The 22,753-nt window shown below is 70.0% G+C and carries 23 protein-coding genes and 1 tRNA gene; 14 read left to right on the top strand and 10 right to left on the bottom strand.

The window, feature by feature from the left end:
• The first annotated feature begins 1 nt into the window (after position 1).
• Genes BLS25_RS14835 through BLS25_RS14825 form a run of 3 tightly spaced genes read left to right on the top strand, consistent with a single transcriptional unit; the run spans position 2 to position 3,971 of the window.
• Positions 2 to 1,111 carry a carbohydrate ABC transporter permease gene (locus BLS25_RS14835; RefSeq protein ID WP_074696704.1) on the top strand — a complete coding sequence of 370 codons (1,110 nt, stop codon included), beginning with the start codon at positions 2 to 4 and terminating at the stop codon, positions 1,109 to 1,111.
• Positions 1,108 to 2,022, top strand: coding sequence for a carbohydrate ABC transporter permease (locus tag BLS25_RS14830; protein WP_074696702.1), 915 nt, complete (start codon positions 1,108 to 1,110; stop codon positions 2,020 to 2,022). The genes BLS25_RS14835 and BLS25_RS14830 overlap by 4 nt, the downstream gene beginning before the upstream one ends.
• A complete protein-coding gene (locus BLS25_RS14825; RefSeq protein ID WP_074696700.1) occupies positions 2,019 to 3,971 on the top strand; it encodes a glycogen debranching N-terminal domain-containing protein in 1,953 nt (650 codons plus the stop codon). Before BLS25_RS14830 ends, BLS25_RS14825 begins: the two co-directional genes overlap by 4 nt.
• 128 nt (positions 3,972 to 4,099) lie before the next feature.
• Here the strand turns inward: BLS25_RS14825 and BLS25_RS14820 are convergent, their stop codons facing one another.
• Positions 4,100 to 4,576 (bottom strand): YbaK/EbsC family protein, encoded by a 477-nt coding sequence (locus BLS25_RS14820; RefSeq protein ID WP_074696698.1) that lies wholly within the window; start codon positions 4,574 to 4,576, stop codon positions 4,100 to 4,102.
• 207 nt (positions 4,577 to 4,783) lie between these two features.
• On the opposite strand from BLS25_RS14820, the gene BLS25_RS14810 reads away from it, so the two are divergent.
• Positions 4,784 to 5,857, top strand: a complete 1,074-nt coding sequence (locus BLS25_RS14810; protein WP_074696696.1) for a Glu/Leu/Phe/Val dehydrogenase family protein — start codon at positions 4,784 to 4,786, stop codon at positions 5,855 to 5,857.
• A 63-nt stretch (positions 5,858 to 5,920) separates the two neighbouring features.
• Here BLS25_RS14810 and BLS25_RS14805 read toward each other — a convergent pair whose 3' ends face one another.
• Together BLS25_RS14805 and BLS25_RS14800 are read right to left on the bottom strand one after the other, a co-directional pair.
• A complete protein-coding gene (locus BLS25_RS14805; protein ID WP_074696694.1) occupies positions 5,921 to 6,259 on the bottom strand; it encodes a histone-like nucleoid-structuring protein Lsr2 in 339 nt (112 codons plus the stop codon).
• Between the two features lie 209 nt (positions 6,260 to 6,468).
• The gene (locus BLS25_RS14800) at positions 6,469 to 6,816 is read right to left on the bottom strand and encodes a histone-like nucleoid-structuring protein Lsr2 (RefSeq protein WP_056229047.1); all 348 of its coding nucleotides are present in this window, start codon (positions 6,814 to 6,816) and stop codon (positions 6,469 to 6,471) included.
• Between the two features lie 170 nt (positions 6,817 to 6,986).
• On the opposite strand from BLS25_RS14800, the gene BLS25_RS14795 reads away from it, so the two are divergent.
• The 3 genes from BLS25_RS14795 (at position 6,987) to BLS25_RS14785 (ending at position 11,072) form a co-directional block, all read left to right on the top strand.
• Complete coding sequence (locus BLS25_RS14795; protein ID WP_074696840.1) at positions 6,987 to 8,486, top strand: amino acid permease; 1,500 nt, start codon at positions 6,987 to 6,989, stop codon at positions 8,484 to 8,486.
• 274 nt (positions 8,487 to 8,760) lie between these two features.
• The gene (locus BLS25_RS14790) at positions 8,761 to 9,504 is read left to right on the top strand and encodes an ABC transporter ATP-binding protein (RefSeq protein WP_074696838.1); all 744 of its coding nucleotides are present in this window, start codon (positions 8,761 to 8,763) and stop codon (positions 9,502 to 9,504) included.
• A complete protein-coding gene (locus BLS25_RS14785) occupies positions 9,486 to 11,072 on the top strand; it encodes a hypothetical protein (protein ID WP_074696692.1) in 1,587 nt (528 codons plus the stop codon). Before BLS25_RS14790 ends, BLS25_RS14785 begins: the two co-directional genes overlap by 19 nt.
• Before the next feature lie 34 nt (positions 11,073 to 11,106).
• Here BLS25_RS14785 and BLS25_RS14780 read toward each other — a convergent pair whose 3' ends face one another.
• Complete coding sequence (locus BLS25_RS14780) at positions 11,107 to 11,694, bottom strand: LysM peptidoglycan-binding domain-containing protein (RefSeq protein WP_176786388.1); 588 nt, start codon at positions 11,692 to 11,694, stop codon at positions 11,107 to 11,109.
• A gap of 88 nt (positions 11,695 to 11,782) precedes the next feature.
• On the opposite strand from BLS25_RS14780, the gene BLS25_RS14775 reads away from it, so the two are divergent.
• From BLS25_RS14775 to BLS25_RS14765, 3 genes are all read left to right on the top strand, one after another.
• A complete protein-coding gene (locus BLS25_RS14775; RefSeq protein ID WP_074696688.1) occupies positions 11,783 to 12,223 on the top strand; it encodes a VOC family protein in 441 nt (146 codons plus the stop codon).
• A 2-nt stretch (positions 12,224 to 12,225) separates the two neighbouring features.
• Entirely contained in the window at positions 12,226 to 12,609 is a 384-nt protein-coding gene (locus BLS25_RS14770) for a VOC family protein (RefSeq protein ID WP_371129346.1), read from the top strand.
• A gap of 210 nt (positions 12,610 to 12,819) precedes the next feature.
• Positions 12,820 to 13,455 (top strand): DedA family protein, encoded by a 636-nt coding sequence (locus tag BLS25_RS14765; RefSeq protein WP_074696836.1) that lies wholly within the window; start codon positions 12,820 to 12,822, stop codon positions 13,453 to 13,455.
• 173 nt (positions 13,456 to 13,628) lie between these two features.
• Here BLS25_RS14765 and BLS25_RS14760 read toward each other — a convergent pair.
• The 4 genes from BLS25_RS14760 to galU form a co-directional block, all read right to left on the bottom strand.
• Positions 13,629 to 13,704: transfer RNA gene (locus BLS25_RS14760), tRNA-Ala, on the bottom strand.
• A 149-nt stretch (positions 13,705 to 13,853) separates the two neighbouring features.
• Positions 13,854 to 14,915, bottom strand: coding sequence for a hypothetical protein (locus tag BLS25_RS14755; protein WP_074696684.1), 1,062 nt, complete (start codon positions 14,913 to 14,915; stop codon positions 13,854 to 13,856).
• A gap of 100 nt (positions 14,916 to 15,015) precedes the next feature.
• Positions 15,016 to 15,639: a GNAT family N-acetyltransferase gene (locus BLS25_RS14750; RefSeq protein WP_056229062.1), complete on the bottom strand. Its 624-nt coding sequence runs from the start codon at positions 15,637 to 15,639 to the stop codon at positions 15,016 to 15,018.
• 15 nt (positions 15,640 to 15,654) lie between these two features.
• Positions 15,655 to 16,548, bottom strand: a complete 894-nt coding sequence (gene galU, locus BLS25_RS14745; protein WP_056229819.1) for a UTP--glucose-1-phosphate uridylyltransferase GalU — start codon at positions 16,546 to 16,548, stop codon at positions 15,655 to 15,657.
• A 62-nt stretch (positions 16,549 to 16,610) separates the two neighbouring features.
• Between galU and BLS25_RS14740 the strand changes: the two genes are divergently transcribed.
• The 3 genes from BLS25_RS14740 to mscL are packed head-to-tail and all read left to right on the top strand — an operon-like array spanning position 16,611 to position 17,948.
• Positions 16,611 to 17,207: a 5-formyltetrahydrofolate cyclo-ligase gene (locus BLS25_RS14740; RefSeq protein WP_056229066.1), complete on the top strand. Its 597-nt coding sequence runs from the start codon at positions 16,611 to 16,613 to the stop codon at positions 17,205 to 17,207.
• Between the two features lie 17 nt (positions 17,208 to 17,224).
• A complete protein-coding gene (locus BLS25_RS14735; RefSeq protein WP_056229069.1) occupies positions 17,225 to 17,494 on the top strand; it encodes an FmdB family zinc ribbon protein in 270 nt (89 codons plus the stop codon).
• A 34-nt stretch (positions 17,495 to 17,528) separates the two neighbouring features.
• Complete coding sequence (mscL, locus tag BLS25_RS14730; RefSeq protein WP_056229073.1) at positions 17,529 to 17,948, top strand: large conductance mechanosensitive channel protein MscL; 420 nt, start codon at positions 17,529 to 17,531, stop codon at positions 17,946 to 17,948.
• Between the two features lie 75 nt (positions 17,949 to 18,023).
• Here the strand turns inward: mscL and BLS25_RS14725 are convergent, their stop codons facing one another.
• Positions 18,024 to 18,260: a hypothetical protein gene (locus tag BLS25_RS14725; protein WP_056229076.1), complete on the bottom strand. Its 237-nt coding sequence runs from the start codon at positions 18,258 to 18,260 to the stop codon at positions 18,024 to 18,026.
• A 7-nt stretch (positions 18,261 to 18,267) separates the two neighbouring features.
• Complete coding sequence (locus BLS25_RS14720) at positions 18,268 to 21,975, bottom strand: AAA family ATPase (protein WP_176786387.1); 3,708 nt, start codon at positions 21,973 to 21,975, stop codon at positions 18,268 to 18,270.
• A 199-nt stretch (positions 21,976 to 22,174) separates the two neighbouring features.
• On the opposite strand from BLS25_RS14720, the gene BLS25_RS14715 reads away from it, so the two are divergent.
• Positions 22,175 to 22,708 carry a methylated-DNA--[protein]-cysteine S-methyltransferase gene (locus tag BLS25_RS14715; RefSeq protein WP_056229080.1) on the top strand — a complete coding sequence of 178 codons (534 nt, stop codon included), beginning with the start codon at positions 22,175 to 22,177 and terminating at the stop codon, positions 22,706 to 22,708.
• The last annotated feature ends 45 nt before the right edge of the window (positions 22,709 to 22,753 follow it).

The following is a 22,753-nucleotide window of genomic DNA, read 5'->3' as shown; positions in this document are numbered from 1 at the left end:
CATGAGTGCTCTCACCTCAGCGCCGCGTCGCGCCGGATCCTCCTCCCCGGGGATCCGGCGCGGCGAGGCCGCCGCCGGCTGGCTGTTCACCGCCCCCGTTCTGATCATCCTGGGCGTGTTCCTGCTCGTCCCCGTGCTCATGGCGCTGTGGGTGAGCTTCTCCGACTGGACCGGGCGCGGCAGCCCCTTCTCGTCCAACGTCGGCTTCGTCGGCCTCGACAACTACGCCGCGGTCACCACCGGCGGCGGGCTGGCCGAGCGCGACTTCGGCACGGCGCTGCGCAACAACGCCTGGTACGTGCTGTTGGTCGTGCCGCTGCAGACCGCGCTGTCGCTCTTCCTCGCGGTGCTCGTCAACCGCGCGATCCTGCGCGGACGCGGTCTGTTCCGCACCGCCTTCTACTTCCCCTCGGTCACGAGCTCGGTGGCCATCACCGTGCTGTGGCTCTTCCTCTTCTCGGCATCCGGTGCCGTCAACGAGGTGCTGTCGTGGCTCGGCATCAACGGACCGAACTGGTTCAGCGATCCCTCGGGCGTCGTGCACAACCTCCTTGGCGCGGTCGGCGTCACGAGCGGCCCGGCCTTCCTCACCGGCAACACGATGCTCGGCGTCTCGTGGTGGGACTGGCTCGCCGGACCCTCGGTCGCGATGTCGGCCTTCATCCTCATGGCCGTGTTCACCACCTCGGGCACCTTCATGCTGCTGTTCATCGCGGGCCTCCAGAACATCGGCGCCGACGTGCAGGAGGCCGCGATGATGGACGGCGCGAACGGCTGGCAGCGCTTCTGGCGCGTGACCCTGCCGCAGCTCAAGCCCGTGCTGTTCACGGTGCTGACCCTCGGCCTCATCGGCACGTGGCAGGTGTTCGACCAGATTTACACGGGCACCCAGGGTGGGCCCGGAAAGACGACGCTGACGCCCGCCTACCTCAGCTACTCCTCGGCGTTCCTCTCGCAGCAGTGGGGGCAGGGTGCGGCGATCGCCTTCGTGCTCTTCGTCATCATCGTGGCCCTCACCATCCTGCAGCGCTTCGTGCTGCGCGATCGCCCGGTCTCACGCCGACGCCTGCGCCAGTACGAGGTGCCTGCGCAGAAGGGAATGCAGCGATGACCGCCACGGCCTCTCCCCCGACCACCGTCCTCGCCGAACAGCGCATCGACGGACCCGTCAAGCCCGCGAAGCACCGCCTGTCGGGCAAGGCCCTGCGCTGGCAGATCGGTCTGTACGTCCTGCTGATCGTGCTCGCGGTCATCTACATCTATCCGTTCCTCGTGCAGGTGGCGACGTCGTTCAAGACGGATGCCGCGGCGGCGGCCAACCCGATCTCGCTCGCGCCGCAGCCCTTCACATGGGCGGCCTACGAGCGACTGTTCCTGAACTCCGACTTCCCCGTGTGGTTCGGCAACTCGGTCGTGGTGACCGTGTTCGTCACCGCGGGCCGGGTGTTCTTCAACTCCCTCGCCGGCTACGCGCTCGCCCGTCTGCAGTTCCGCGGGCGCGGGGTCGTGTTCGCGGCCCTCATCGCGGTCATGGCGGTGCCGACCGTGGTGCTGCTGATCCCGAAGTTCCTCGTCATCAATCAGCTGGGCATCTACGACTCGTACGCGGGCATGATCCTGCCGCTGCTGGTGGATGCCGCGGGCGTGTTCATCATGAAGAACTTCTTCGAGTCGATCCCGCCCTCGGTCGAGGAGCAGGCCCGCATCGATGGAGCCGGCACGTTCCGCATCTTCTGGTCGGTCGTGCTGCCGATGGCGCGGCCCGCGCTCATCACGATCGTGATCCTGTCATTCCAGGGATCGTGGAACGAGCTGAGCCACTTCGTCATCTCCACTCAGTCCCCCGAGCTGACCACGCTGACCAAGGGCGTGGCGTCGCTGGCCAGCGGTCAGCTCAGCCAGGGCAGCCAATTCCCCCTCAAACTCGCGGCCGCGGCCATCATGACGATTCCGGTCGCCGTGGTGTTCTTCATCTTCCAGCGCCGCATCATGAACGCCAGCGAAGGAGCCGTCAAAGAATGACCACCGCCCCCACCACCTCGCCTGCCGGGACGACGGTCGACTCCCCTCCCCTGCAACCGCTGCTCAGCGATGCGCTCATCGTTCTGCGGGCCCCCACCCAGGTGTGGTCCAACGGCACGGGAGACATGGGCGCGGCCGCGGTGCACGGTGTCTACCACGGCGACGTGCGGCACGTGCGCTCGCTCACCGCGAGCTGCGACGGCTCGCCGATCGAGTGGATCTCGACCGCCCCCGACGGCGCCTCGCGCGTGGTCTTCGGCGGGCTGCTGCGCGGGCTCGACGACACCACCCCCGACCCGAAGGTGCGCCTGCTGCGCGACCGTCGCGTCGACGACGGCGTGGTGAGCGAGTCGTGGACCCTGCACTCACGCGTCGATCAGCCGATCCGCACCACGCTGCGCCTGGCGCTCACTCCTGAGTTCGCGCAGCTGCACGAGGTGAAGTCGGGCCACGCCTCCGCTCGCGACGCCGAGACCGTGGTCGACGGAGAGAAGATCCGGGTGGATGCCGGTGCCCAAGGCCTCGAGCTCGTCGCTCCGGGCGCTCGCGTGGCGTCGACCGATCACGACGTCGAGGCCGAGTGGGACGTCGAGATCGCCCCCTTCGGCTCCGCGGAGATCGGGTGGACGCTGACGCTGCGCGACGACACGCTCGTCGTGGGCTCGGCGACCGCTCCCGCGCGATGGGATGCCGCGGCGGTCGCCGCCGGCGCCCCCGACCCGCGCCTGTCGCGGTGGCTGCGCGCGGCGCTCGACGACCTCGACGCCCTGCGGCTCGTGCTCCCCGATCACCCCGACGACGAGTTCTTCGCCGCGGGGGCGCCGTGGTTCTTCACGCTCTTCGGCCGCGACTCGATCTGGGGCGCGCGGCTCGCGCTCCCGCTCGACCGCGAGATCGCGGCATCCACTCTGCGTGTCCTCGCCCGCCTGCAGGGCGCCGACGACGACGCGCAGACCGCGCAGGAGCCGGGCAAGATCCTGCACGAGCTGCGGGCCTCGGCGCTCGAGATCCCCGGCGAGGGCATCGTGCTGCCGCCGAAGTACTACGGCAGCGTCGATTCGACCCCGCTGTGGATCTGTCTTCTCGCCGACGCCCGGCGCGCCGGCATGCCCGGCGCCGAGGTGCGGGCGCTCCTCCCGACGCTCCGCGGCGCCCTCGGCTGGATCCGCGACAGCGGCGACAGCGACGGCGACGGCTTCCTCGACTACATCGACCGCATGGGCACGGGCCTGTCGAACCAGGGGTGGAAGGACTCCGGCGACTCCATCCAGTGGCGCGACGGCAGTCTCGCCGAGGGTCCGATCGCCCTGTGCGAGGTGCAGGCCTACGCGTACGAGGCCGCCCTGGCCGGAGCCGACCTCCTCGAGGAGTTCGGCGAGGGGGCGGATGCCGATGACGCCGCGTTCTGGCGCTCCTGGGCCGCCGACCTCAAGGAGCGCTTCGCCGCCACGTACTGGGTCGAGACGCCCGAGGGCCGCTACCCCGCCGTCGCGCTCGACCGCGACAAGCGTCCGGTCGACACGCTGACGAGCAACATCGGGCACCTGCTCGGCACCGGCATCCTGTCGGCCGAAGAAGAGGCGCACGTCGCCCAGCTGTTGCTCGGCGAGAGCATGTCGAGTGGATACGGCATCCGCACCATGTCGACCGGCGCCGCCGGGTACTGGCCATTGTCGTACCACGGGGGCAGCGTCTGGGTGCACGACACCGCGATCGCCGCGCACGGCATGCTGCGCGCGGGCCTGCACGACGAGGCGCGGTCCGTGGTCGACGGTCTGCTGGACGCCGCCGAGGGCTTCGCGTACCGCGTGCCCGAGCTGCACGCGGGCGACCCGCGCACCCACTCGTCGGTGCCGACGCCGTACCCCGCCGCCTGCCGTCCGCAGGCGTGGTCAGCCACCGCCGCGGTGGTCTGCCTCACAGCCCTCACACCCGCCCCCGGGGTGTGAGCCCGCCGGGCGGCGCCGCCCCGAACCGCCGCCGCCCGGCCCCTCCCTTTTCATGGGGCACGCGACGTGGCCCCGGGGCGCCGAAGATGGCCCCGGGGCCACGGCGAGACGCCGCGCCGCGCCCGCACTCAGACCACCCGCGTCACCGTCCCGCCGGTCAACCGCACCAGCTCGTCGAACGTCAGCGGGAACACCGTGTGCGGCGTGCCGCCCGCGGCCCAGATCTCGAGGAACGCCGCGAGGTCCTCGTCGACCACCGTCGTCAGGGGCGCGGGGTGTCCGGTCGGCGCCACTCCCCCGATGGGCTGGCCGGTCGCCGCGAGCACCTGCTCGGGGGTCGCCCGGCGGATGCCGCCGCGCCCGAGCCGCTCGGCGAGAGCCGCCGTGTCGACCCGGTGCGCGCCACTGGTCATGACGAGCAATGGCTCGTCGTCGCTCCAGAACACGAGGCTGTTGGCGATCGCGCCGACCTCGACACCGAGGGCGGCGGCGGCGAGCGCAGCCGTCGACGCGGCACCCGACAGCACGACGATGCGGCCGGCGATGCCCGCCTCCTCGAGGGCGGCGGCGACCAGGCGACTACGGGCGGAAAGGGCGTCGGTCATGCCCGACAGCCTAGAGCGAGCCCCGCCGCGGGCCGGACGCGAGCGCGGGCCGGCCATGTGCGCTCGCGCGGATCGTGTGGTCTCGTCCGAGGCGCCGCGGGGCCGCTCGCGTGACGCCCGCCGACGGGTCAGAATAGATCCCGGATGCCGCAACGCCGCGGCATCCGCACAGTGCCGCCCACAAGGCGACCGACGACAAGGAACGCGATGACAACCGCTCTGCCCCTGCCCGATTTCACCCACGAACGCGTGGAGGTGATCACGGGGCGACGCAGCGGTCTGTTCGTCGCCGTGGCCCTGCACTCGTCCGTCCTCGGCCCCGCTCTCGGCGGCGCGCGCCTGTGGACCTACCCGTCGTGGACCGACGCGCTCGGCGACGCGCTCCGCCTCTCGGCCGCGATGACGCTCAAGAACGCCGCCGCCGGCCTCGACGCGGGCGGCGGCAAGTCGGTCATCGGACTGCCGGAGGGCGCCGTGCTCGACGCCGACCGGCGCCGCGCCGCGTTCCTCGACCTCGGTGACGCGGTCGAGAGCCTGGGCGGGCTGTACCGCACCGCCGAGGACGTGGGTTCGACCACCGAGGACATGCTCGTCGTCAGCGAGCGCACCGCGCACGTGGTCGGGCTCCCCGACACGGTCGGCGGCTCGGGTGAACCGGCCGGTCCCACGAGCCTCGGCGTGTACGCCTCGCTCGTCGCGACCCTTGAGCGTGCCGTCGGAACCGGCGCCGTGGCCGGGCGCCGCGTCACCATCGCCGGTCTCGGCCAGGTGGGCAGCCGCCTTGCCGAGCGTCTCGCCGGCGAGGGCGCCGTTCTCACCGTCACCGACGTGAATCCCGCCAAGCGCGCTCTCGCGACCGAACTGGGCGCGGCGTGGGTCGAGCCGAGCGAGGCGCACCTCATTCCCGCCGACGTCTTCGTTCCCGCGGGCATCGGCGGGGTGCTCACCGACGACGTGATCGACGCCCTCGACGCCCGCTCCGTCTGCGGTCCCGCGAACAATCCTCTGGCCGACCGCTCCGGCGCCGACCGTCTCGCCGCCCGGGGCATCCTCTACGCGCCCGACTTCGTCGTCAACGCGGGCGGGGTCATCTACCTCGACCTGGTGGCGAAGAAGCGCGGCAGCCTCGACGACATCATGGGACGCGTCGCCGGCATCGGCGACACCGTCCGCCGCGTCTTCGACGAGGCGGCGAACCGGGGCCTGACCCCGCTCGCGGCAGCAGAGGGACTCGCCGCGGAGCGACTCGCCGCGGGCGCAGGACGCACCGCGCTCGTCTGACCGGAAGAAAAGAAGAACCGGATGCCGCCTCGACGGGGCATCCGGTTCTTCGCGTTCGGGGGTTTAATGCGCGGCGTCGGATGCCGCGAGGACAGTGGCGGAAATGCGTCCGCGATCAGTGATCGAGAAACCGTTCTTCTGTGTCCAGGAACGCACGTCGATCACATCGCGGGTCGGAATGGCCCGCCCGCGCGGGGTGCGTCGCGGAGGAGACGGAGAAGAACCGACCGGGCGCGCGGCCGTCATGTACGGCCGAAAGGCGTCGCGCAGTTTGTGTGCATTGTCAGAAGACTGATCGATTTCATAGGAACGCCCTTCCAGAGAGAAGGTCACAGTCGTTCTGTCTTCGATGACCGAACCGTCGAGGTCGTCGATCGTCTGCATGATGTGCTTTTTCGCCATGTCGCGACCATAAGCCGCCGACGAGGCGCATTCCGGGCTGCGGTTTGGGAATTCACCCGCCGACTCGTCCGCTTTCACCGACCCCCGCCCTGCGCGGCGCGTCCGCGATTCCACGCGGGTGACGCAGCACGCGACAAGCTGCGGGGGCGAACATCGTCATGCTCTCGGCCGTCGCATTCACGCCCGGCCGAGAGGAGAACAAGCGAGGTTCAGGAATTCGCCTCGGCGTACGCGTCGAGAATCGTCGCGGGAACGCGACCGCGATCGCTCACGGTGTGTCCGTTCGCGCGCGCCCATTCCCGAACGGCACCGAGATCGACGTCGTTCGAGCGGCGAGCAGCACGGGGGCGGCGCGCGGACGAATTGCCACGGGACACCGAACGAGCGGCATCCACGAACGGGGCGATCGCCGAATAGAACTTGTCCGCATTGCGGTCGGAGAGGTCGATCTCGTAAGCGCGACCTTCGACGGAGAAGGTGATCTGCTTTCCCTGGCCGTCTTCGAGAACAGAGCCGTCGAGGTCGTCGACGAGGTGCGTGATGTGCTTCATAGCCATAATACGAAAAAGCTTACACCCGCATTCAATGAATTTCCCGCATTAGTCATCTCTGATAAAGGCGCGACTGTCGAGCCCTCCCCGAAGATAGGCACCGCGCCCGTCGGGGGACTATCCTCCCTGGGTGGTGTTCGCTCCCTGGACATCGCTCGAGACAGAGGATGCGTCGCGTGAGTCTTTTCCGAACCAAGTCGGTGGAGCAATCCATCGCCGACACCGATGAGCCGGAGTTCCGGCTCAAGAAGTCCCTCAGCGCCGTCGACCTGACCGTCTTCGGTGTCGGCGTCGTGATCGGCGCGGGCATCTTCACCCTGACCGGTCGCGCCGCCAACGAGGTCGCCGGCCCGGCTGTCGTGATCAGCTTCATCATCGCCGCGATCGCGTGCGGTCTCGCGGCCATGTGCTACGCCGAATTCGCCTCCACCGTCCCCGTTTCGGGATCGGCGTACACCTTCTCGTACGCCTCGCTCGGCGAACTCTTCGCGTGGATCATCGGGTGGGATCTCATCCTCGAGATGTTCCTCGGCGCGAGCGTCGTGGCCCAGGGGTGGAGCGCCTACCTCAGCACCTTCCTTCAGCAACTCGGCATCGTCCTGCCCGAGGCGGTGAGTTCCGGCGGTGTCGTCGACGTGCCCGCGATCCTTCTCGTCCTGGTCCTCGGCGGCCTCATGACGGTCGGCATCAAGGAGTCCCTCCGGGTCAACCTCGTGCTGGTGGCCGTGAAGCTCTTCATCGTGCTGTTCGTCATCGTGGCCGGCATCCTCTTCATCAATCCGGCCAACTACACCCCCTTCGTCCCGCCGTCGGTCCCCACCGAGTCGGCCTCCGGCCTCACCCAGCCGCTGTTGCAGTTCCTCTCGGGCCTCGAGCCGGCGACGTTCGGCGTCGGGGGCATCCTCGCCGGTGCGGCCCTGGTGTTCTTCGCCTACATCGGTTTCGATGTCGTGGCGACGACGGCCGAAGAGACCAAGAACCCGCAGCGCGACCTGCCGATCGGCATCATCGCCTCGCTCGTCATCTGCACGATCCTCTACTGCGCCGTCGCCGTGGTCGTGACCGGCATGGTGCCCTTCGACGAGCTGAACCCGAAGGCCGCCCTCGCCGAGGCGTTCGCGTCGCGTGGCCAGACGTGGATGGCGACGGTCATCGCCGCCGGCGCCGTGGCGGGTCTGACCACCGTGGTGCTGACGCTGCTCATCGGCGCGACGCGCATCATCTTCGCGATGTCGCGCGACCGGCTGCTCCCCGGCGCTCTCGCCAAGGTGCACCCGCGTTTCCGCACCCCGTGGGTCATCTCGATCGTGGTGACCGTGATCGTCGCCCTCGTCGCGGGCCTGACGCCCGTCGGCATCCTCGAAGAGATGGTCAACATCGGCACCCTGTCGGCGTTCGTGCTCGTCTCGATCGGCGTGATCGTGCTGCGCCGCAAGCGCCCCGACCTCAAGCGCGGATTCCGCGTGCCGTGGAGCCCGGTCCTGCCGATCCTCTCGGCCGCCATCTGCACCTACCTCATGCTCAACCTGTCGGTCGAGACGTGGTTGCGGTTCCTCATCTGGTTGGCCCTGGGCTTCGCGATCTACTTCGCGTACTCCCGCAGCCACGCCCGTGTCGGGACCGGAGCGCCCCTCGACCCGACCAAGCCGAACGTCGTCTCGCCTCCGAAGGAGTGACCCGATAGGACACCGGATGCCACGCCCCCGTCGTTCTCAGGACGCTCGGGGGCGTGGCGCTCCGGGGCGGATGAACATCGCTCTCGTCGCCGTTCGGGTCGAGGTCATCGACGCCATCCGGTACTGAGAACGCAGAGTTGCGCAGCGGGGCTGGGAATGCCCCGCTGCCCGCCGATAGGTTCGAGGAGTGACCGACATCCCTCGTGACGTCCCCCCGCCGTCCGCCCTGCCCGAGGCGGTCGCGCCCCGCGCCTCGACCGACTCCCGCCCGGCGATGCAGGTGACCGGTCTCGCCAAACGCTTCGGTCAGAAGGTCGCGGTCGAAGGCCTCGACCTCGTCGTTCCGACCGGGTCGTTCTACGGCCTGGTCGGCCCCAACGGCGCGGGCAAAACCACCACGCTGTCGATGGCGACGGGACTCCTGAGGCCGGATGCCGGCACGGTCGGCATCCACGGAGTCGACGTCTGGACCCACCCGGTCGAGGCGAAGAAGCTCATCGGCAATCTCGCCGACGGCGTGCGTCTGTTCGACCGGCTGACCGGCGAGCAACTCGTCACCTACACCGGCATGATGTTCGGCCTCACGCGCGAGGAGGTCGGTGCCCGCACGGCCGACCTGCTGCAGATCATGGACCTCACCGAGGCCGCGGGCACGCCCGTCGTCGACTATTCCGCGGGCATGACCAAGAAGGTCGCCCTCGCCTGTGCTCTCGTGCACGCCCCCCGCCTGCTCGTCCTCGACGAACCCTTCGAGTCCGTCGACCCCGTGTCGGCGGCCAACATCGAAGACATCCTGCGCGGCTACACCGCCTCGGGCGGCACGGTCATCGTCTCGAGCCACTCGATGGACCTCGTGCAACGCATGTGCGACCACGTCGCCATCATCGCGCAGGGCCGATTGCTGGCATCCGGGACCGTCGACGAGGTCCGCGGTGGACACACCCTTCAGGACCGCTTCGTCGAGCTGGTCGGCGGGCGCCACCACGCGGAGGGGCCGCAGTGGTTGCGACAGTCCTGAAGATCCGGTTCCGCGTGCTGGGCAACACCCTGTCGCGGAGCCCCATGCAGTTGGTCGGCTTCATCTTCGGCGTCATCGGTGCGGTCTGGATGCTGTTCCTCGCGGGCGTCGGCCTCTTCTTCGTCGGAACGCTCGACCTCGACATCGCGCGTGCCGTCATCACCTTGGCGGGCGCGGTGCTGACCCTCGGGTGGGTGGTGGGACCGATCTTCGCCGCGGGGCTCGACACCACCCTCGATCCCGCGAAGCTCGCACCGTTCCCGATGACGACCCGGCAGATGATGGTCGCGATCACCGCGGGTGGGCTCACGGGCGTGCCCGGGATCACCACCGCGATCGGATCCCTCGCCGTGTTCCTCGTCTGGGCCCGCTACCCGGCCGCGGCCGTGGCCGCCGTCGTGTGCGTCCCCCTCGGCGTGGTGATCTGCGTCGTCGCGTCGCGCGCGGTGGCCGCTCTCGCCGCGGGCATCGGCGGGGGCCGCCGCACGCGCGAGGTCGTGGGTCTGGTCGGGTTTGCCCTCGTCATCTTCGCGAGTCCGCTCTTCATCGGGGTCACGAACCTGCTGTTCTCGGCGAGCGAGCAGGGGGCGCAGCTGCAAACCGTCGTCTCGGCGCTGTCGTGGACCCCGGTCGCCGCGGCGTGGGCCGTTCCGGGCGACCTCGCCGCGGGGGCGTGGATCACGGGGCTCCTCAAGCTCGTCATCGCGGCCGCCACCCTCGCGCTGCTGTGGGTGCTCTGGCGGCGGAGCCTGGCGGCATCCCTCGTCGGTCCTCCGGCACGCGTGGCCACGCGTCGCCGGTCCGGATCGCTGGGGTGGTTCGGCATCATGCCCTCGAGTCCCGTCGGGGCGACCTGGGCGCGCTCACTCACGTCGTGGACGCGGGACTTTCGGTATCTGCGGCAGTTGCTGCTGATCCCGTTCGCCCCCGTCCTCGTTCTCGTCTACTCACGCGGCGATCTCGACGGGCCGTTCTTCGCGGCCTCGGGCCTGCTGGTCGGATTCTTCGCCGGCATCCTGGCGTACACCGACGTGTCGTACGACGGCACCGCCTTCGCCACGGTGATGCAGACCGGTATCCGCGGGCGCGCCGACCGTCTCGGGCGCATGCTCGGATCGGCGACCGTGAGCATCCCGCTCGTGCTACTCGCCGATGTCGTGACGCTGGGGATCGTCGGCAAGTGGGAGCTGCTCCCCGCGGTCATCGGCGGCTCGATGGGCCTCACGCTGGTCGGCCTCGGTGTCAGTGCCGTGAGCTCGGCCCTGCTCGTCGTTCCCACGCCCGCCCCCGGCGACTCGCCCTTCAAGCGCGTGCCCGGGTCGACGTTCACGATGTTCCTGGCGTTCTTCCTGTGCTGGGCTCTCGTCGCCGTGCTGGCGCTGCCCGCCGTGATCCCCGCCGTGATGGCCGTCTTCTTCGGAGTGACGGGCGCCGGATGGGTCTCGCTCGCGATCGGACTGCTCTGGGGCGCGATCGTCTTCGCGGGCGGCGTGTTCATCGGCGGCAAGCGTTTCGATGCGGGAGCCCCGACGTTGCTCGCTCAGCTGCGGGCGTTCCAGGGCGCCTGACGACCGGATGCCACGTGCCGGTCCCGGCGGGCGATCACCGGGCGTAGGGGTAATCGAAGACGAACCCCGGGACCGCCGCGGGATCCAGCACCAGCACCTGACCGGGTTGGATGGCGGTGCTGCCCGGGATGCCGTTGAGCGTGGTGAGGGACATGCCGTTCCAGATGCAGAACCGGTCGCCGATCGCCGTGGGGACATCGCCCGGCGCGACCGTGTAGGTGGCGATCCGCCCGTCATCGGCGAACGCGGGGGTCCCCGCCGCGAACTCCCTCACGCCCGTGTCGACGAGCTTGCCGAACAGGCTTGCGGTGGGCGCCTGACCGTCCTGACTGCCCATGTGGATGTAGGCGGATTCCGCGCAGTCGCCGAAGCCGCCACCGGGAATGTACGTACCGTTCCCGACGTGGACGTACCCCTCGGGAGGCCCGTAGGGATCGACCGGCGCTGCGGATGCCGACGGCGTCGACGGATCGCTCGGAGTCGACTCCAGCGACGCGGTGAGGCCCGCGGCCACTGAGGCGACGGTCCCCAGCGGCGCGAAGGCCGGCACCGTCAACGCCGCCAGTCCCACGACCACCACCGCGCACACAGCGCCGGCGACGACGGTGGCAGACGGCTTCATGGTCTCGAGCATGGCAGGCGGCGGCCGGCGCCATCGCCACGCACGGGTCTAGGGTGAGGGCCACCACCCGCCGCCGGAAGGATGCCTCATGGCCACCTCGCTCGTCGTCTACATCTCGTTCGCCGGAGCCGCCCGCGAGGCGATGACCTTCTACGAGTCGGTCTTCGGCGGAGAGCTCAAGATCAGCACGTTCGGCGACTTCGGCATGGCCGATGCCCCCGCCGACGGCGTGATGCACTCCGAGCTGCGCGCCGACGGCTTCACCGTGATGGGCGCCGACGCCTTCGGCGAGCCCGAAGGCGGCTGGGGCGCGAACCGCGTGCACGCGGCCTTCATGAGCGACGAGCTCGATCGCGTGCGCGGCTTCTACGACCGCTTCGTCGAGCGCGGCGCCGAGGTCGTGCAGCCGCTCGAGAAGCAGATGTGGGGCGACCTCTACGGCGAGGTGACCGACCCGTGGGGCGTGGCCTGGATGTTCAACATCGCCGCCCCCAGCGGCTGGGCCGAGAGCGGGAGTGTGAGCTCGTGAGCATGCGCCTCGAGCTGGTCCCCCTGCCCGTGTCCGACGTCGACCGGAGCATCTCGTTCTACCGCGACGTCATGGGCTTCGTCCTCGACCACGATGTCTCCCCCGGAAACGGCATGCGTGTCGTTCAGCTCACCCCGCCCGGCTCCGCCTGTTCGATCGCTTTCGGCGTCGGAATGGGGGCTGGGACGCCGGTGTCGAACATGCACCTGGTGGTCGAAGACCTGGACACCGTTCGCGCGGACCTCGCGGGGAAGGGCCTCGAGGTGACGCCGGTGCAGGACACGGGCGGCGGGGTGCGCTACGCGTTCTTCGCAGATCCCGACGGCAACTCCTGGGCCCTGCAGGAGATCCGTGCGGGCGCGCGGCTTCCCGAGCCCGCGTCGTAGGCACCGGCCGCGCCATCAGGCGCGGTTTCGAGGAAGCTTCGGATGCCGCGCCGCCCGCCATTCACCCGCGCTTCGTCCGCTCATCCTTGGATTCTTGGCGACTCCTTAGAGCGCGGGCGTTAGCGTCGCCCCGGGCCCCGGCGCCCGCGAACCCACGCGCGCCGGATCGAATCGGGGAGCGAACCTGCCGTGACCATCCACTCCGTCGCCATGGCGACCGGGATCCTGCCCGACGCGGCGTCGATCCTCCACGCTTTCGGGCCCTGGGTGCTCGGGGGCATCGCGCTGCTCATTTTCATCGAGTCGGGCGTGCTGTTCCCGTTCCTGCCCGGCGACTCCCTGCTGGTCACCGCGGCGGTGCTGGCCGGCCCTCTCGGCATCCAGCCCTGGCAGGTGCTGCTGGTCGGCATCCCCGCCGCGATCCTGGGCGATCAAGTCGGATACTGGCTCGGTCGACGCTTCGGACGCCGCCTCTTCCGCGAAGACGCGCGCGTGCTGCGCCCCGAACGTCTGCACGATGCCGAGCGTTTCTTCACCCGGTACGGCGGCGGCTCCCTCGTGCTCGGACGCTTCGTGCCGATCGTGCGGACGTACGTGCCGGTGGCAGCCGGGACCGCGCATATGCACTATCGCCGGTTCCTCGTGTGGAACACCCTGGGCGCCACGCTCTGGGTCGTGGCCATGACCCTCATCGGTCTGCTTCTGGGCGGCATCCCGTTCATCGTCGACAACATCGACGTCCTCATGATCGTGATCGTGCTCATCTCGGTACTACCCGTGATCATCGCGATCGTCCGCAAGACGGTCGCCTCTCGCCGGGCACGCGCCGCGGCGGAGGCCGACTGAATCGGAGACGTCCATCGGACGAGGGGCCGAGGGCATCCGAGCCCGTGCTCCTCACCGCCGTGCGGAAGAAGCCCGAGGGCGCAGGCCTACAGCGCGAAGGTGCGCACATCCCCGAAGAGTCCGGCGACAAACGAAGAAGGCCCCCGCTGAGCGGAGGCCTTCTTGTGGTGTTCTGGTGGACCTGAGGGGATTCGAACCCCTGACCTCCTCGATGCGAACGAGGCGCGCTACCAACTGCGCCACAGGCCCGGAAACCTCGTAAACACTATCACGTCATCCGCGCCCACCTCGACGCGCGCTGCCCCCGGCGAGCACGCGACGAGCAACGTATGCCGCTGACAGCATCGGTCGAGAGGGAGATCGACGGAGCGAGCCCGGCACCCGCGAACGGGCCGGCGTCACTCCCCCGACGCGCGACGCGCCAGGAGCCGCTGAACGTGATCCTGGATCTCCGATTCGTCGACGTACCCCATCGCGGCATACGGCGACGGAGCGGGGGCGACAGCGGCCGGACGAGCCGTCTCGATCGGGGTGGGAGCCTGCTCGGCGGCGAACTCGCGCGCGGCCTCCTCGCGGGCGGCGGCGCGCAGCGCCTCGCGGGCGATCTGCTCGTCGACCACGGCGGCGGCACGCGACCCGGCCGACGCGACGAGCGGGCGCGGAAGCTCGCGAGGCGTCCACGTGGGGCGCGGCTCGGGCACGAGGGCGACGTCCTGAACTTCTGTCGCGACCGTGCGCGTCGCCACCGACGTCGTAACGGACACAGGCGCCGTGCGGGCGGCCACGACCGAGATGCGGCGGAGGACGACGAGGGATGCCACGACGACGACCGACCCGAGAGAAAGTAGCACCGGCGCTCCCCCGGTGACGACCTGCGCGAGGCCGACCAGCGCGGCAACAAGGCCCGCAAGGCCCACCGTGGTCACGCTCAGACGGAAGCGGCGGCGAGCACGGACTCGACGAGCCTCGGGGCGCGCAACGGCCGCGGCGCGCTCGGCGTGCGCCCGCTCGACGGCGGCGGCACGCTCGGCGCGGGTCTTCTCGAGCGCGGCAGCGCGTTCGGCGCGAGCGACCTCGACGGCCGCGGCACGCTCGGCACGAGCCAGGTCCACGGCCGCGGCGCGCTGCTCCTTGACGACATCGCGATCGCGGGCACTCTCGAGACGAGCCACCTCGAGTCGTGCCTTGGCCGCGGCGAGCTCGGTCTGGGCCTTCTCGGCCTGGATCTGGCGCGCGAGCTTCTGCTGTTGGTGGGCGGTGCGGGCCGTCAGCTCCAGGCGGACCTCGCGGGGCGTCTCGGCTGTCTCGGCGAGCACGCGCAGCGCCTGGTTGAGACGCACGGCATTGCGTTCGGCAGAGGTGAACCGGTGACGGCTCTGCCACGACGGAAGCAGATAGACGAGCCAGAGCGCGACCGCGACGAAGACGATCACGCCGCCGCTGAGAACCTGCCCACCCATGCCATAAAGGTAGGTCACCGAGAGATCACACCTCGGCATCCCCCGGCGTGTCGCGACGAGACTTTCGCCACGTACCGGAGGCGGATCGCAACGGAACCGTTCAGACCCGATCCGAAGGAGGAACGCGAGCGGCATCCGGCGGGACCTGCCCCCGCACGTATCGGTCCAGCACCCCGTACGGAACCTCTTCGCGCACGAGGGCGAAGGCGTAGTGGTCGCGCCAATCGCCGTCGATGTGGATGTACTTGCGGCGCAACCCCTCGTAGCGGAAGCCGAGCTTCTCGACCACGCGCAGGCTGGCGTGGTTCTCGGGCCGGATGCAGATCTCGACGCGGTGCAGGTTGAGCTCGGTGAAGCACACATCGGTCGCCATCGCCACGCTGATCGTGGTGATGTTGCGACCCGCGAACTCCTCGGCGACCCAGTACCCGATCGTCGCCGACGCCAGCGACCCGCGCGACACGCCCCACACGTTCAGCTGCCCGGCGACGTCGTCGTCCCACGCCATCACGAAGGGGACGCCGACGCCGTCACGGTACTGCTGCAGGAGACGACGGATGCCGAGGCGCATGTCGAACGACACGGGACCGTCGGGGCTGGTCGCCTCCCACCGCTTCAACCACGAGCGGTTGTCGATCAGCTGCTGCTGGAGGACGCGCGCATCGCGATTGCGGATGAGACGGATCGACACGTCGCCGTGCCGCCGGGGGACGGACAGATCCATGGCGTCTTGCCCGGGTCAGAGACCCTGCGCGAACTCCTTGAACCAGGGGCGGAGGGCGGGGCCGAGGTCGTCGCGGTCGGCAGCCAGCTGCACGATCGCCTTGATGTAGTCGACACGGTCGCCGGTGTCGTAACGACGCCCGCGGAAGACGACGCCGTACACGCCGCCGCCGTCGCCACCACCGGTCGCGAGCTCTTCGAGGGCATCGGTCAGCTGGATCTCGCCGCCCTTGCCGGGCTCGGTGCGCTCGAGGATGTCGAAGACATCGGGACCGAGAACGTACCGACCGATGATCGCCAGGTTCGAGGGCGCGTCTTCGGCCTTGGGCTTCTCGACGAGCTGCGTGACCTTGACGACGTCTTCTTCGTCGGTGGCCTCGACGGCGGCCACGCCGTAGAGGTGGATGTGGGCGGGATCGACCTCCATCAGCGCGATGACGGTGGCACCGCCGCGCTTGTCGTACTCGTCCATCATCTTGGTGAGCAGCGGGTCGCGCTCGTCGATGAGGTCGTCGCCCAGCAGGACGGCGAAGGGGTGGTCGCCGACGTGGCTGCGCGCACGCAGCACCGCGTGACCCAGACCCTTCGGCTCGCCCTGACGCACCATGTGGATGTCGGCGAGCTCGGACGAGTGCTCGACCTTGGCGAGCTTGTCGTCATCGCCCTTCTCGCGCAGCTTCGCCTCGAGCTCGGGCATCGAGTCGAAGTGGTTGGCGATGTTGTTCTTGTTGCGACCGATGATGATCAGGACGTCTTCGATGCCGGCGCCGGTGGCCTCTTCGACGACGTACTGGATGGCCGGCTTGTCGACGACGGGCAGCATCTCTTTGGGCATCGCCTTCGTGGCGGGCAGGAAGCGCGTACCGAGTCCGGCGGCCGGGATGACGGCCTTGAAGGGCTTATGAGGCATGGGCATACCTTAGCGGGGTCCTACGACACCGCCGGTAACGCGCCCACCCGTAGACTTAACGCATGCCGGATCGTATCGAGCAGGCCAAGCGCGCACTGCGCGCCGATCTGCGCGAACGCCGCCAGACCATCTCCGCCCATGCGCGCGAGGTGGCCGCGGCCGGCGTCACAGAGCAGCTCGACGCCCTCGTCGCCCGCCTCGGCGCGCGCAGCATCTCGTGTTTCCTGTCAACCCCCACCGAGCCCGGCACGCACGCCTTCGTCCGCGCGGCGGTGGGGCGCGGCATCCGGGTCCTGCTCCCGATCACCCGCGAAGACGGTCTGCTCGACTGGAGCGTGGCCACTCCCGACACCGAGATCACCGAGGGACTGTTCGGGCTTCCCGAACCGATCGGTGACGTTCTGGGGCCGATCGCCGTCAACGACGTCGACCTCCTGATCATCCCGGCTGCCGCCGTCGATCACCAGGGCATGCGTCTCGGCTGGGGCCGCGGCTACTTCGACAAGACCCTCGGCTCGATGGAGAAGTGCCCGCCGGTGTACGCGGTCATCTTCGACTCCGAGCTCATCGACGACGTGCCGCGCGACGTGCACGACCAGCCCGTCACGGGCGTGGTCACCCCCACGCGCACGCTTCCGCTCGCCGCCCACACCTCCTGAACACCCGAAGGACGCTCATGCCCACCTACTCCTACGCCTGCAAGCAGTGCGGTCACCGTTTCGACGCGGTCCAGTCGTTCGCGGACGCCGCCCTCACCGAGTGCCCCGAGTGCGGCGGCGAGGTGCGCAAGCAGTACGGATCGATCGGCGTGACGTTCAACGGCTCGGGGTTCTACCGCACCGACTCCCGCAGCTCCACCTCCGGCGGGTCCGGTAGCGGCTCGACCGGTTCTTCGACATCATCGAAGTCGGAATCGAAGTCGTCCGCCCCGTCCTCGGCCTCCTGAGCCCGAGTCGGCGCGGCCTGAGAGGAGCCAGCGCATGATCAAGGGATTCAAGGAGTTCATCCTCCGCGGGAACGTCATCGACCTCGCCGTCGCGGTGGTCATCGGCGCGGCGTTCACGGCGGTCGTCAACGCCATCGTCGCGGCGGTCATCACCCCGCTGATCGAGGTGTTCTACAAGCCCGCCGAGAACGGCGAGGTCGGGCCGACGATCACGGGCATCTACGGGCAGGAAGTGGTCTTCCCCCTCCCCACCCTGCTCTCGGCGATCATCAGCTTCTTCGCCGTGGCGATCGTCGTCTACCTCGTGTTCGTCTACCCGATGAACCGGTGGAAGGCCATCGCCGCCGCGCGCGCCGGGGTGAACGAGCCCGCCTCGGACGAGCCGAAGCTGCCGACGGAGCAGGAGCTGCTCGTGCAGATCCGCGACCTGCTGGAGCGCCAGAACAAACTCTGAACCGATATCGCCCCACCCTGACGGCGTCCGCGCCGGGATCGCATCCCGGTCCGGGCGCCGTTTCGTCTGCGCGGGTCAGTAGTGCGGCGGGACGTCGCGCATCATGCGCTCGTCGTTGGGGCCGGATGCCGCGGGCCGCGCACCCGTCCCGCGCGCGGGATCATCGGCCGGCGCCGGTTCGGCGGTCGTGCCCGGGGCGGCGAGAAGGCGCGCCCGACGAGCACCGCGGACGCGGACGACCGGCTGACGCTCGGTGCCGCGACCGCTCGTCACGTCCGCCTCGGGGACGGCATCGTGCGGGGTGTCGCTCATCACGCGCTCAGTCGGGGAGATCGAGCGACTCGGTGGTCGCATCGGGGGCGACCGCGTCGTCGGGAGCGATCCCCAGGAGCTCCCCGATACGGGATGCCACGCCCGCGGGGTCGCTGTACAGATCGAACGCGTGCACGCGCACGTAGTGCCAGCCGAGGCGGCGGAGGATCTGCGGCCGCAGACGGAGGGTCTCGCGGAGGGATTCGCCGATGGTCTCGGGATCGCTCTCGGCCACCACCGCCTTGCCCTGGTAGCGAGCGACGAGGGGAAGCAACCCGCGGTAATCGACGTCGACCTCGATGCCGAGTCTGCGCAGCTCGCGCGCCAGGGCGCGGGTCAGCGGATCGGCGAGGTCTTCGAGGCGCGTCTCGCGGCTGCGCGACGCGACATTGCCCAGAATGCCCATGAGGGTCGCGGCACCGTGCTCGAGGCGGCCGTCGTCGAACGCCGAGGGACGGATCGACGACACGATCACCATCGAACGGCGAGCACGCGTCATCCCGACGGTGAGCAGTCGCTCCCCATCGGGCGTCGACAGGTCGCCGAAGTCGCTCAGTACGCGACCGTGGCGCGTGAGACCGAAGCCGAGCGAGAACACCACGCGGTCGCGACTCTCGGCCACGGACTCCTCGAGCGTCAGCACGGCGAAGGGCTCGGCGGCATCCCTCGAGATGAACTCGGCGACGTCGGAGCGTCCGGCCAACGCCGCCACGACCGAGGCACGCACGCGCTCGGCGTGCTTGCGGCTGGCGGTGACGACCATGAGCGATTCGGACGCCCGGTTCACGGCGTGCTCGACGACGAGCGTGACGACGCGGGCGACCTCGGCATCGGGGCTCTCGACCGCGCCGCTGACGGGGTCGGGGGCACCGACACCGCCCTCGACGTAATCGACGCTCAGGCTGCCGCGGCCGAGGTACGAACCGGCCCAGGGAAGCGAGACGATCTCTCCGCCGTAGAAGGCGTCGTTCACCAGCTGCGAGAGATCCTCGCCGCCGGCGCGGTAGCTGCGGGTGAGCGTCTCGACGGGCAGCAGCTCGGCGATGCGCTCGAAGACCGAGGTCTCGTCGAAGGGGACCTCGTCGGCCTCGTCGGGGCCGGCGGCGATCGACGCGCTCACGCGGAAGGGGGTGGGCTTCTGCACCACCGGGTCGCCGAACAGCACGACCTGGCGAGCCCGGCGCAGGGCCGGGGCCGCCTCGGCGAGGCACAGGGCCGCGGCATCCGCGATGATGACGACGTCGAACGCGAGATCGGTCGGAACGTCGGGAACCTCGTACGGCGACGCGAGCCACACCGGCGCGAGCGTGCGCAGCAGGGTGGGCGCGGCATCCGACATCTCCTGCGCCGTGTGCAGGCCGTCCTTCAGGACGCGCTTGAGGGCGGCCGCCTCGTCGGCGTGATCGACGATGCCGATACGCCACTGCGTCGCGAGCTGAGCGGCGAGCAACGGGCCGGCCGCAGCGGCGTGGGCCTCGTCGACGAGTCGGAAGTCGCGCTCGAGACGGTCGACGACGCTCGTGTTCGCACCGAGAAGAGCACGGTCGGTGCGCAGCAGGTGCTCGAGGGCCGACTGCCACCACGCGAACTCGAGTTCGGCCCCCACGCGCTCCTCGGGAACGTGGCGCACCGAGAGCTCGACGAGGAGCTGCTCGAGACCCAGGCGCGCGAGCTCGGAACGCAGTTGCGCGCGCTCGACGAGGTTGTCGAAGAAGGTCGACTCCGCGGCGAGACCGGCGAGGGTGCGCACGAGACGCTGCACGGGCAGGGTCGCGAGGCGCTCGGAGCCCTGACGGCCGAGGATCTGATCGAGTTCGCCGAGCAGGGCGTCGGTGCGCTGCCACGCGACGTGGACGTCCGCGAGACCCAGCGGCACCTCGGGGGTGACGCCGGCGTCGACGACGCGCTGCCACTCCGTACGCTGCTGCTGGATGCGCACGAGCGCCTCGTACATGTCGGGCACGTGGACGCCCGGGCGCACGTACTCCTTCGACAGCCGCTTGAGGCGACGACGGTTGGGACCGCTCATCGCGGAGGCGTCGCGGCGCGGCGAGTGCGCGTCGATGAGCTCGCCGAGCGGACGCTCGAAGACACTCGGGCTGAAGCGATCGAGCGACTCGCGGATGCCCTGCAGGAGCTTCAGGTACGACCCGAGCTCGGACACCGTCTGGAACGGGCGCATGCGCGTCTGCGCGATGAGCTCGTACCCGCGCTCGAGCAGACGAGGAACGTCGCTGCTGTGGAGCTTGCCCGCGAGATCGTGCGCCGCACGCGCGTCCTCGGTCCGCGAGAAGCTGACACCGTACCAGGGCGAATCGTCGGGCCCGAAGCGGAACTCGCCGAGGCGCGCGGCCATCGCGAGCGCCCGGGCCGCGGCATCCCGTCGTCCGGCGAGTCTCTCGAGGGTCGCGAGATCGAAGCGGGCCTCGGTCGACGGAGCGGGAGAAGTGGATGCCAACGACGTCAGCGCGCGCAGGATGTCGAGCGCCGAGACGCCCAGCGCCAGGTGCGGCTCGGTCACGGCGGAGCGGTAGTCGCGCAGGACCGTGCGCAGACGCACGAGGGCGTCGTCGATCTCGGCGACCTTCGGCTGGTCGGCCTTCTCGTTGCGACCGATCGCGCGGATGAGGTCGCGACGCACGTGGTTCGGAGAGACGGCGAGACCCGTGAGGCCGACTCCGGCCAGACGGTGACGGATGCCGTCGAGCGTCGAGCGACGGGCACTGACCACGAGCACGCGCTTGTTGTCGTGGACGAGCTGCCCGATCGCGTTGATGACCGTCTGCGTGCCGCCCGTGCCGGGCAGGGTGTGCACGGCGAGCGACTGCCCCGCGGCGATGCGGGCGAGGACGCGCTCCTGCTCGGCATCCGCGTCGAGGAGCAGGGTGTCGGCAGCGGGAGTGCGCTCGTCGGGGCTCACGACCTGCGGGTCGTCGCGACGCACCGTGATGCGCGCGCGGTCGTCGGGGTGACCGGCGAGCGCGTTCAAGAGGGTGTGGTCGAGGTCGTGCGTGTCGCGAGCCATACCCGATCCGACGTCGGCGAACGACGAGATCACCAGACGCGGGTGCACGACGAAGGTCGGCACGTGCGAAGTGAGGCGGCGGATGTGGTCGATGACCGGCTGCGGCTTGAACACGCCCTGGTCGTAGGCGAGGCCCGCGAGAGCCGCGGGATCGATCTGGATGCCGAGGTGCGTGCGGAACGCGCGAGCGAGCTCGGGGTTCATGACGAACGCGCCGTGCAGCTTCAGTTCGAAGTCACCGTGGTGGCGGCGGATGGCGAGCGGGCGCAGGAGGACCGGAGCGGACCACTCCACTCCCCCGATCTTCCACGCCGACAGGCCCACCGCGAGGTGCACGGGCTCGAGGCCGCGCGCGGTGCGCAGCTCGACGTTCTTCGCCGTGATGCGCTCGGCGGCCATGCGGGCCGTGCGCAGGGCCACCTCGTCGCGGAAGAGGTTCGACAGCATCGTCGCGCGACCCGTGATGAACTGCGGGAGCGAACCCGGGTGCGCCTTCGTGATGTCGATGCCGGCATCGCGGGCGTCGTCGAAGCGCAGGAGGGTCGAACGTCCGCCGAGAGCCGCAGCCTCGGACCGGATCCGGTCGCGTTCGGGGTCGGCCACGTGGCGAACCACGATGCCGGGTTCCGACAATCGCAGGTCGCCGGGATCGACGGACGACACCGTCTCGTCTCCGTCAGTGCCGATCACGGCACCGTCCTCAGCTCGCCACACACCTGTCAGACTAAGCCGGGCAGTGCGGGATCGTGCGCAGCGGGCCCGAGTTTCGCGGTAATCGGCGACACGCCGCGCCACCGGCTCTTCCTCCCCAGGTAGGGAGTCGGCGAGATCCTCCCCATTCGCGCGCGATCGCGGCGCACGCCCCGGGCACGGTCATGAGGATGAGCGTATGAACAGAGTCACCAGCACCGAATACGACAGCCCCGTCGGGCCGATCCTGCTGACCTTCGTCGACGACGCCCTCGTGCGTCTGAATGTGGCCCTCGACGGTCTCGAGCTCGCGCGCGCCGAGATCGCGCACCGTCTCGGGGTCGTCCCCGAGCACCATCAGCCCACGGACCACCCCCTGGTCTCGCAGCTCGAGGAGTACTTCGACGGGACGCGACGGGCCTTCGATGTCGCCCTCGACTGGCGCTTCGCCCGCGGATTCACCCGCGCTGCGCTCGAGGCCACCCTCGAGATCCCCTACGGCGAAGTCGCCTCGTACGGCGAGGTGTCGATGATGGCCGGGGCCCCGCGAGCAGCCCGCGCGGTGGGAACGGCGTGCGCGTCGTCGCCGTTCTCGATCGTCGTCCCGGTGCACCGGGTCGTCCGCGCCGACGGCTCGATCGGCGAATACGGCGGCCACCCCGAGGTGAAGGAATACCTGCTCTCGCTCGAGAGCGACGTGATCCTCGGCGAGACCCTGCGCGCCTCGGCCTGAACGCCCCGGGCGCCGCGCGCGACGATGCCCGGCCTCGCGATGCGG

This window comes from Microbacterium testaceum StLB037 (genome assembly GCF_900104345.1).
Classification (GTDB): Bacteria; Actinomycetota; Actinomycetes; order Actinomycetales; family Microbacteriaceae; genus Microbacterium; species Microbacterium testaceum_A.
Note: the sequence above shows the minus strand (reverse complement) of the source record. Positions and strands in the feature narration are given on the sequence as shown.

Bases quoted from the DNA above. Each gene is read 5' to 3' on its own strand.
- BLS25_RS14835 (WP_074696704.1), top strand. From the start codon at position 2: ATGAGTGCTCTCACCTCAGCGCCGCGTCGCGCCGGATCCTCCTCCCCG.
- BLS25_RS14830 (WP_074696702.1), top strand. From the start codon at position 1,108: ATGACCGCCACGGCCTCTCCCCCGACCACCGTCCTCGCCGAACAGCGC.
- BLS25_RS14825 (WP_074696700.1), top strand. From the start codon at position 2,019: ATGACCACCGCCCCCACCACCTCGCCTGCCGGGACGACGGTCGACTCC.
- BLS25_RS14820 (WP_074696698.1), bottom strand. From the start codon at position 4,576: ATGACCGACGCCCTTTCCGCCCGTAGTCGCCTGGTCGCCGCCGCCCTC.
- BLS25_RS14810 (WP_074696696.1), top strand. From the start codon at position 4,784: ATGACAACCGCTCTGCCCCTGCCCGATTTCACCCACGAACGCGTGGAG.
- BLS25_RS14805 (WP_074696694.1), bottom strand. From the start codon at position 6,259: ATGGCGAAAAAGCACATCATGCAGACGATCGACGACCTCGACGGTTCG.
- BLS25_RS14800 (WP_056229047.1), bottom strand. From the start codon at position 6,816: ATGGCTATGAAGCACATCACGCACCTCGTCGACGACCTCGACGGCTCT.
- BLS25_RS14790 (WP_074696838.1), top strand. From the start codon at position 8,761: ATGCAGGTGACCGGTCTCGCCAAACGCTTCGGTCAGAAGGTCGCGGTC.
- BLS25_RS14780 (WP_176786388.1), bottom strand. From the start codon at position 11,694: ATGAAGCCGTCTGCCACCGTCGTCGCCGGCGCTGTGTGCGCGGTGGTG.
- BLS25_RS14775 (WP_074696688.1), top strand. From the start codon at position 11,783: ATGGCCACCTCGCTCGTCGTCTACATCTCGTTCGCCGGAGCCGCCCGC.
- BLS25_RS14770 (WP_371129346.1), top strand. From the start codon at position 12,226: ATGCGCCTCGAGCTGGTCCCCCTGCCCGTGTCCGACGTCGACCGGAGC.
- BLS25_RS14765 (WP_074696836.1), top strand. From the start codon at position 12,820: ATGGCGACCGGGATCCTGCCCGACGCGGCGTCGATCCTCCACGCTTTC.
- BLS25_RS14755 (WP_074696684.1), bottom strand. From the start codon at position 14,915: ATGGGTGGGCAGGTTCTCAGCGGCGGCGTGATCGTCTTCGTCGCGGTC.
- BLS25_RS14750 (WP_056229062.1), bottom strand. From the start codon at position 15,639: ATGGATCTGTCCGTCCCCCGGCGGCACGGCGACGTGTCGATCCGTCTC.
- galU (WP_056229819.1), bottom strand. From the start codon at position 16,548: ATGCCTCATAAGCCCTTCAAGGCCGTCATCCCGGCCGCCGGACTCGGT.
- BLS25_RS14740 (WP_056229066.1), top strand. From the start codon at position 16,611: ATGCCGGATCGTATCGAGCAGGCCAAGCGCGCACTGCGCGCCGATCTG.
- BLS25_RS14735 (WP_056229069.1), top strand. From the start codon at position 17,225: ATGCCCACCTACTCCTACGCCTGCAAGCAGTGCGGTCACCGTTTCGAC.
- mscL (WP_056229073.1), top strand. From the start codon at position 17,529: ATGATCAAGGGATTCAAGGAGTTCATCCTCCGCGGGAACGTCATCGAC.
- BLS25_RS14725 (WP_056229076.1), bottom strand. From the start codon at position 18,260: ATGAGCGACACCCCGCACGATGCCGTCCCCGAGGCGGACGTGACGAGC.
- BLS25_RS14715 (WP_056229080.1), top strand. From the start codon at position 22,175: ATGAACAGAGTCACCAGCACCGAATACGACAGCCCCGTCGGGCCGATC.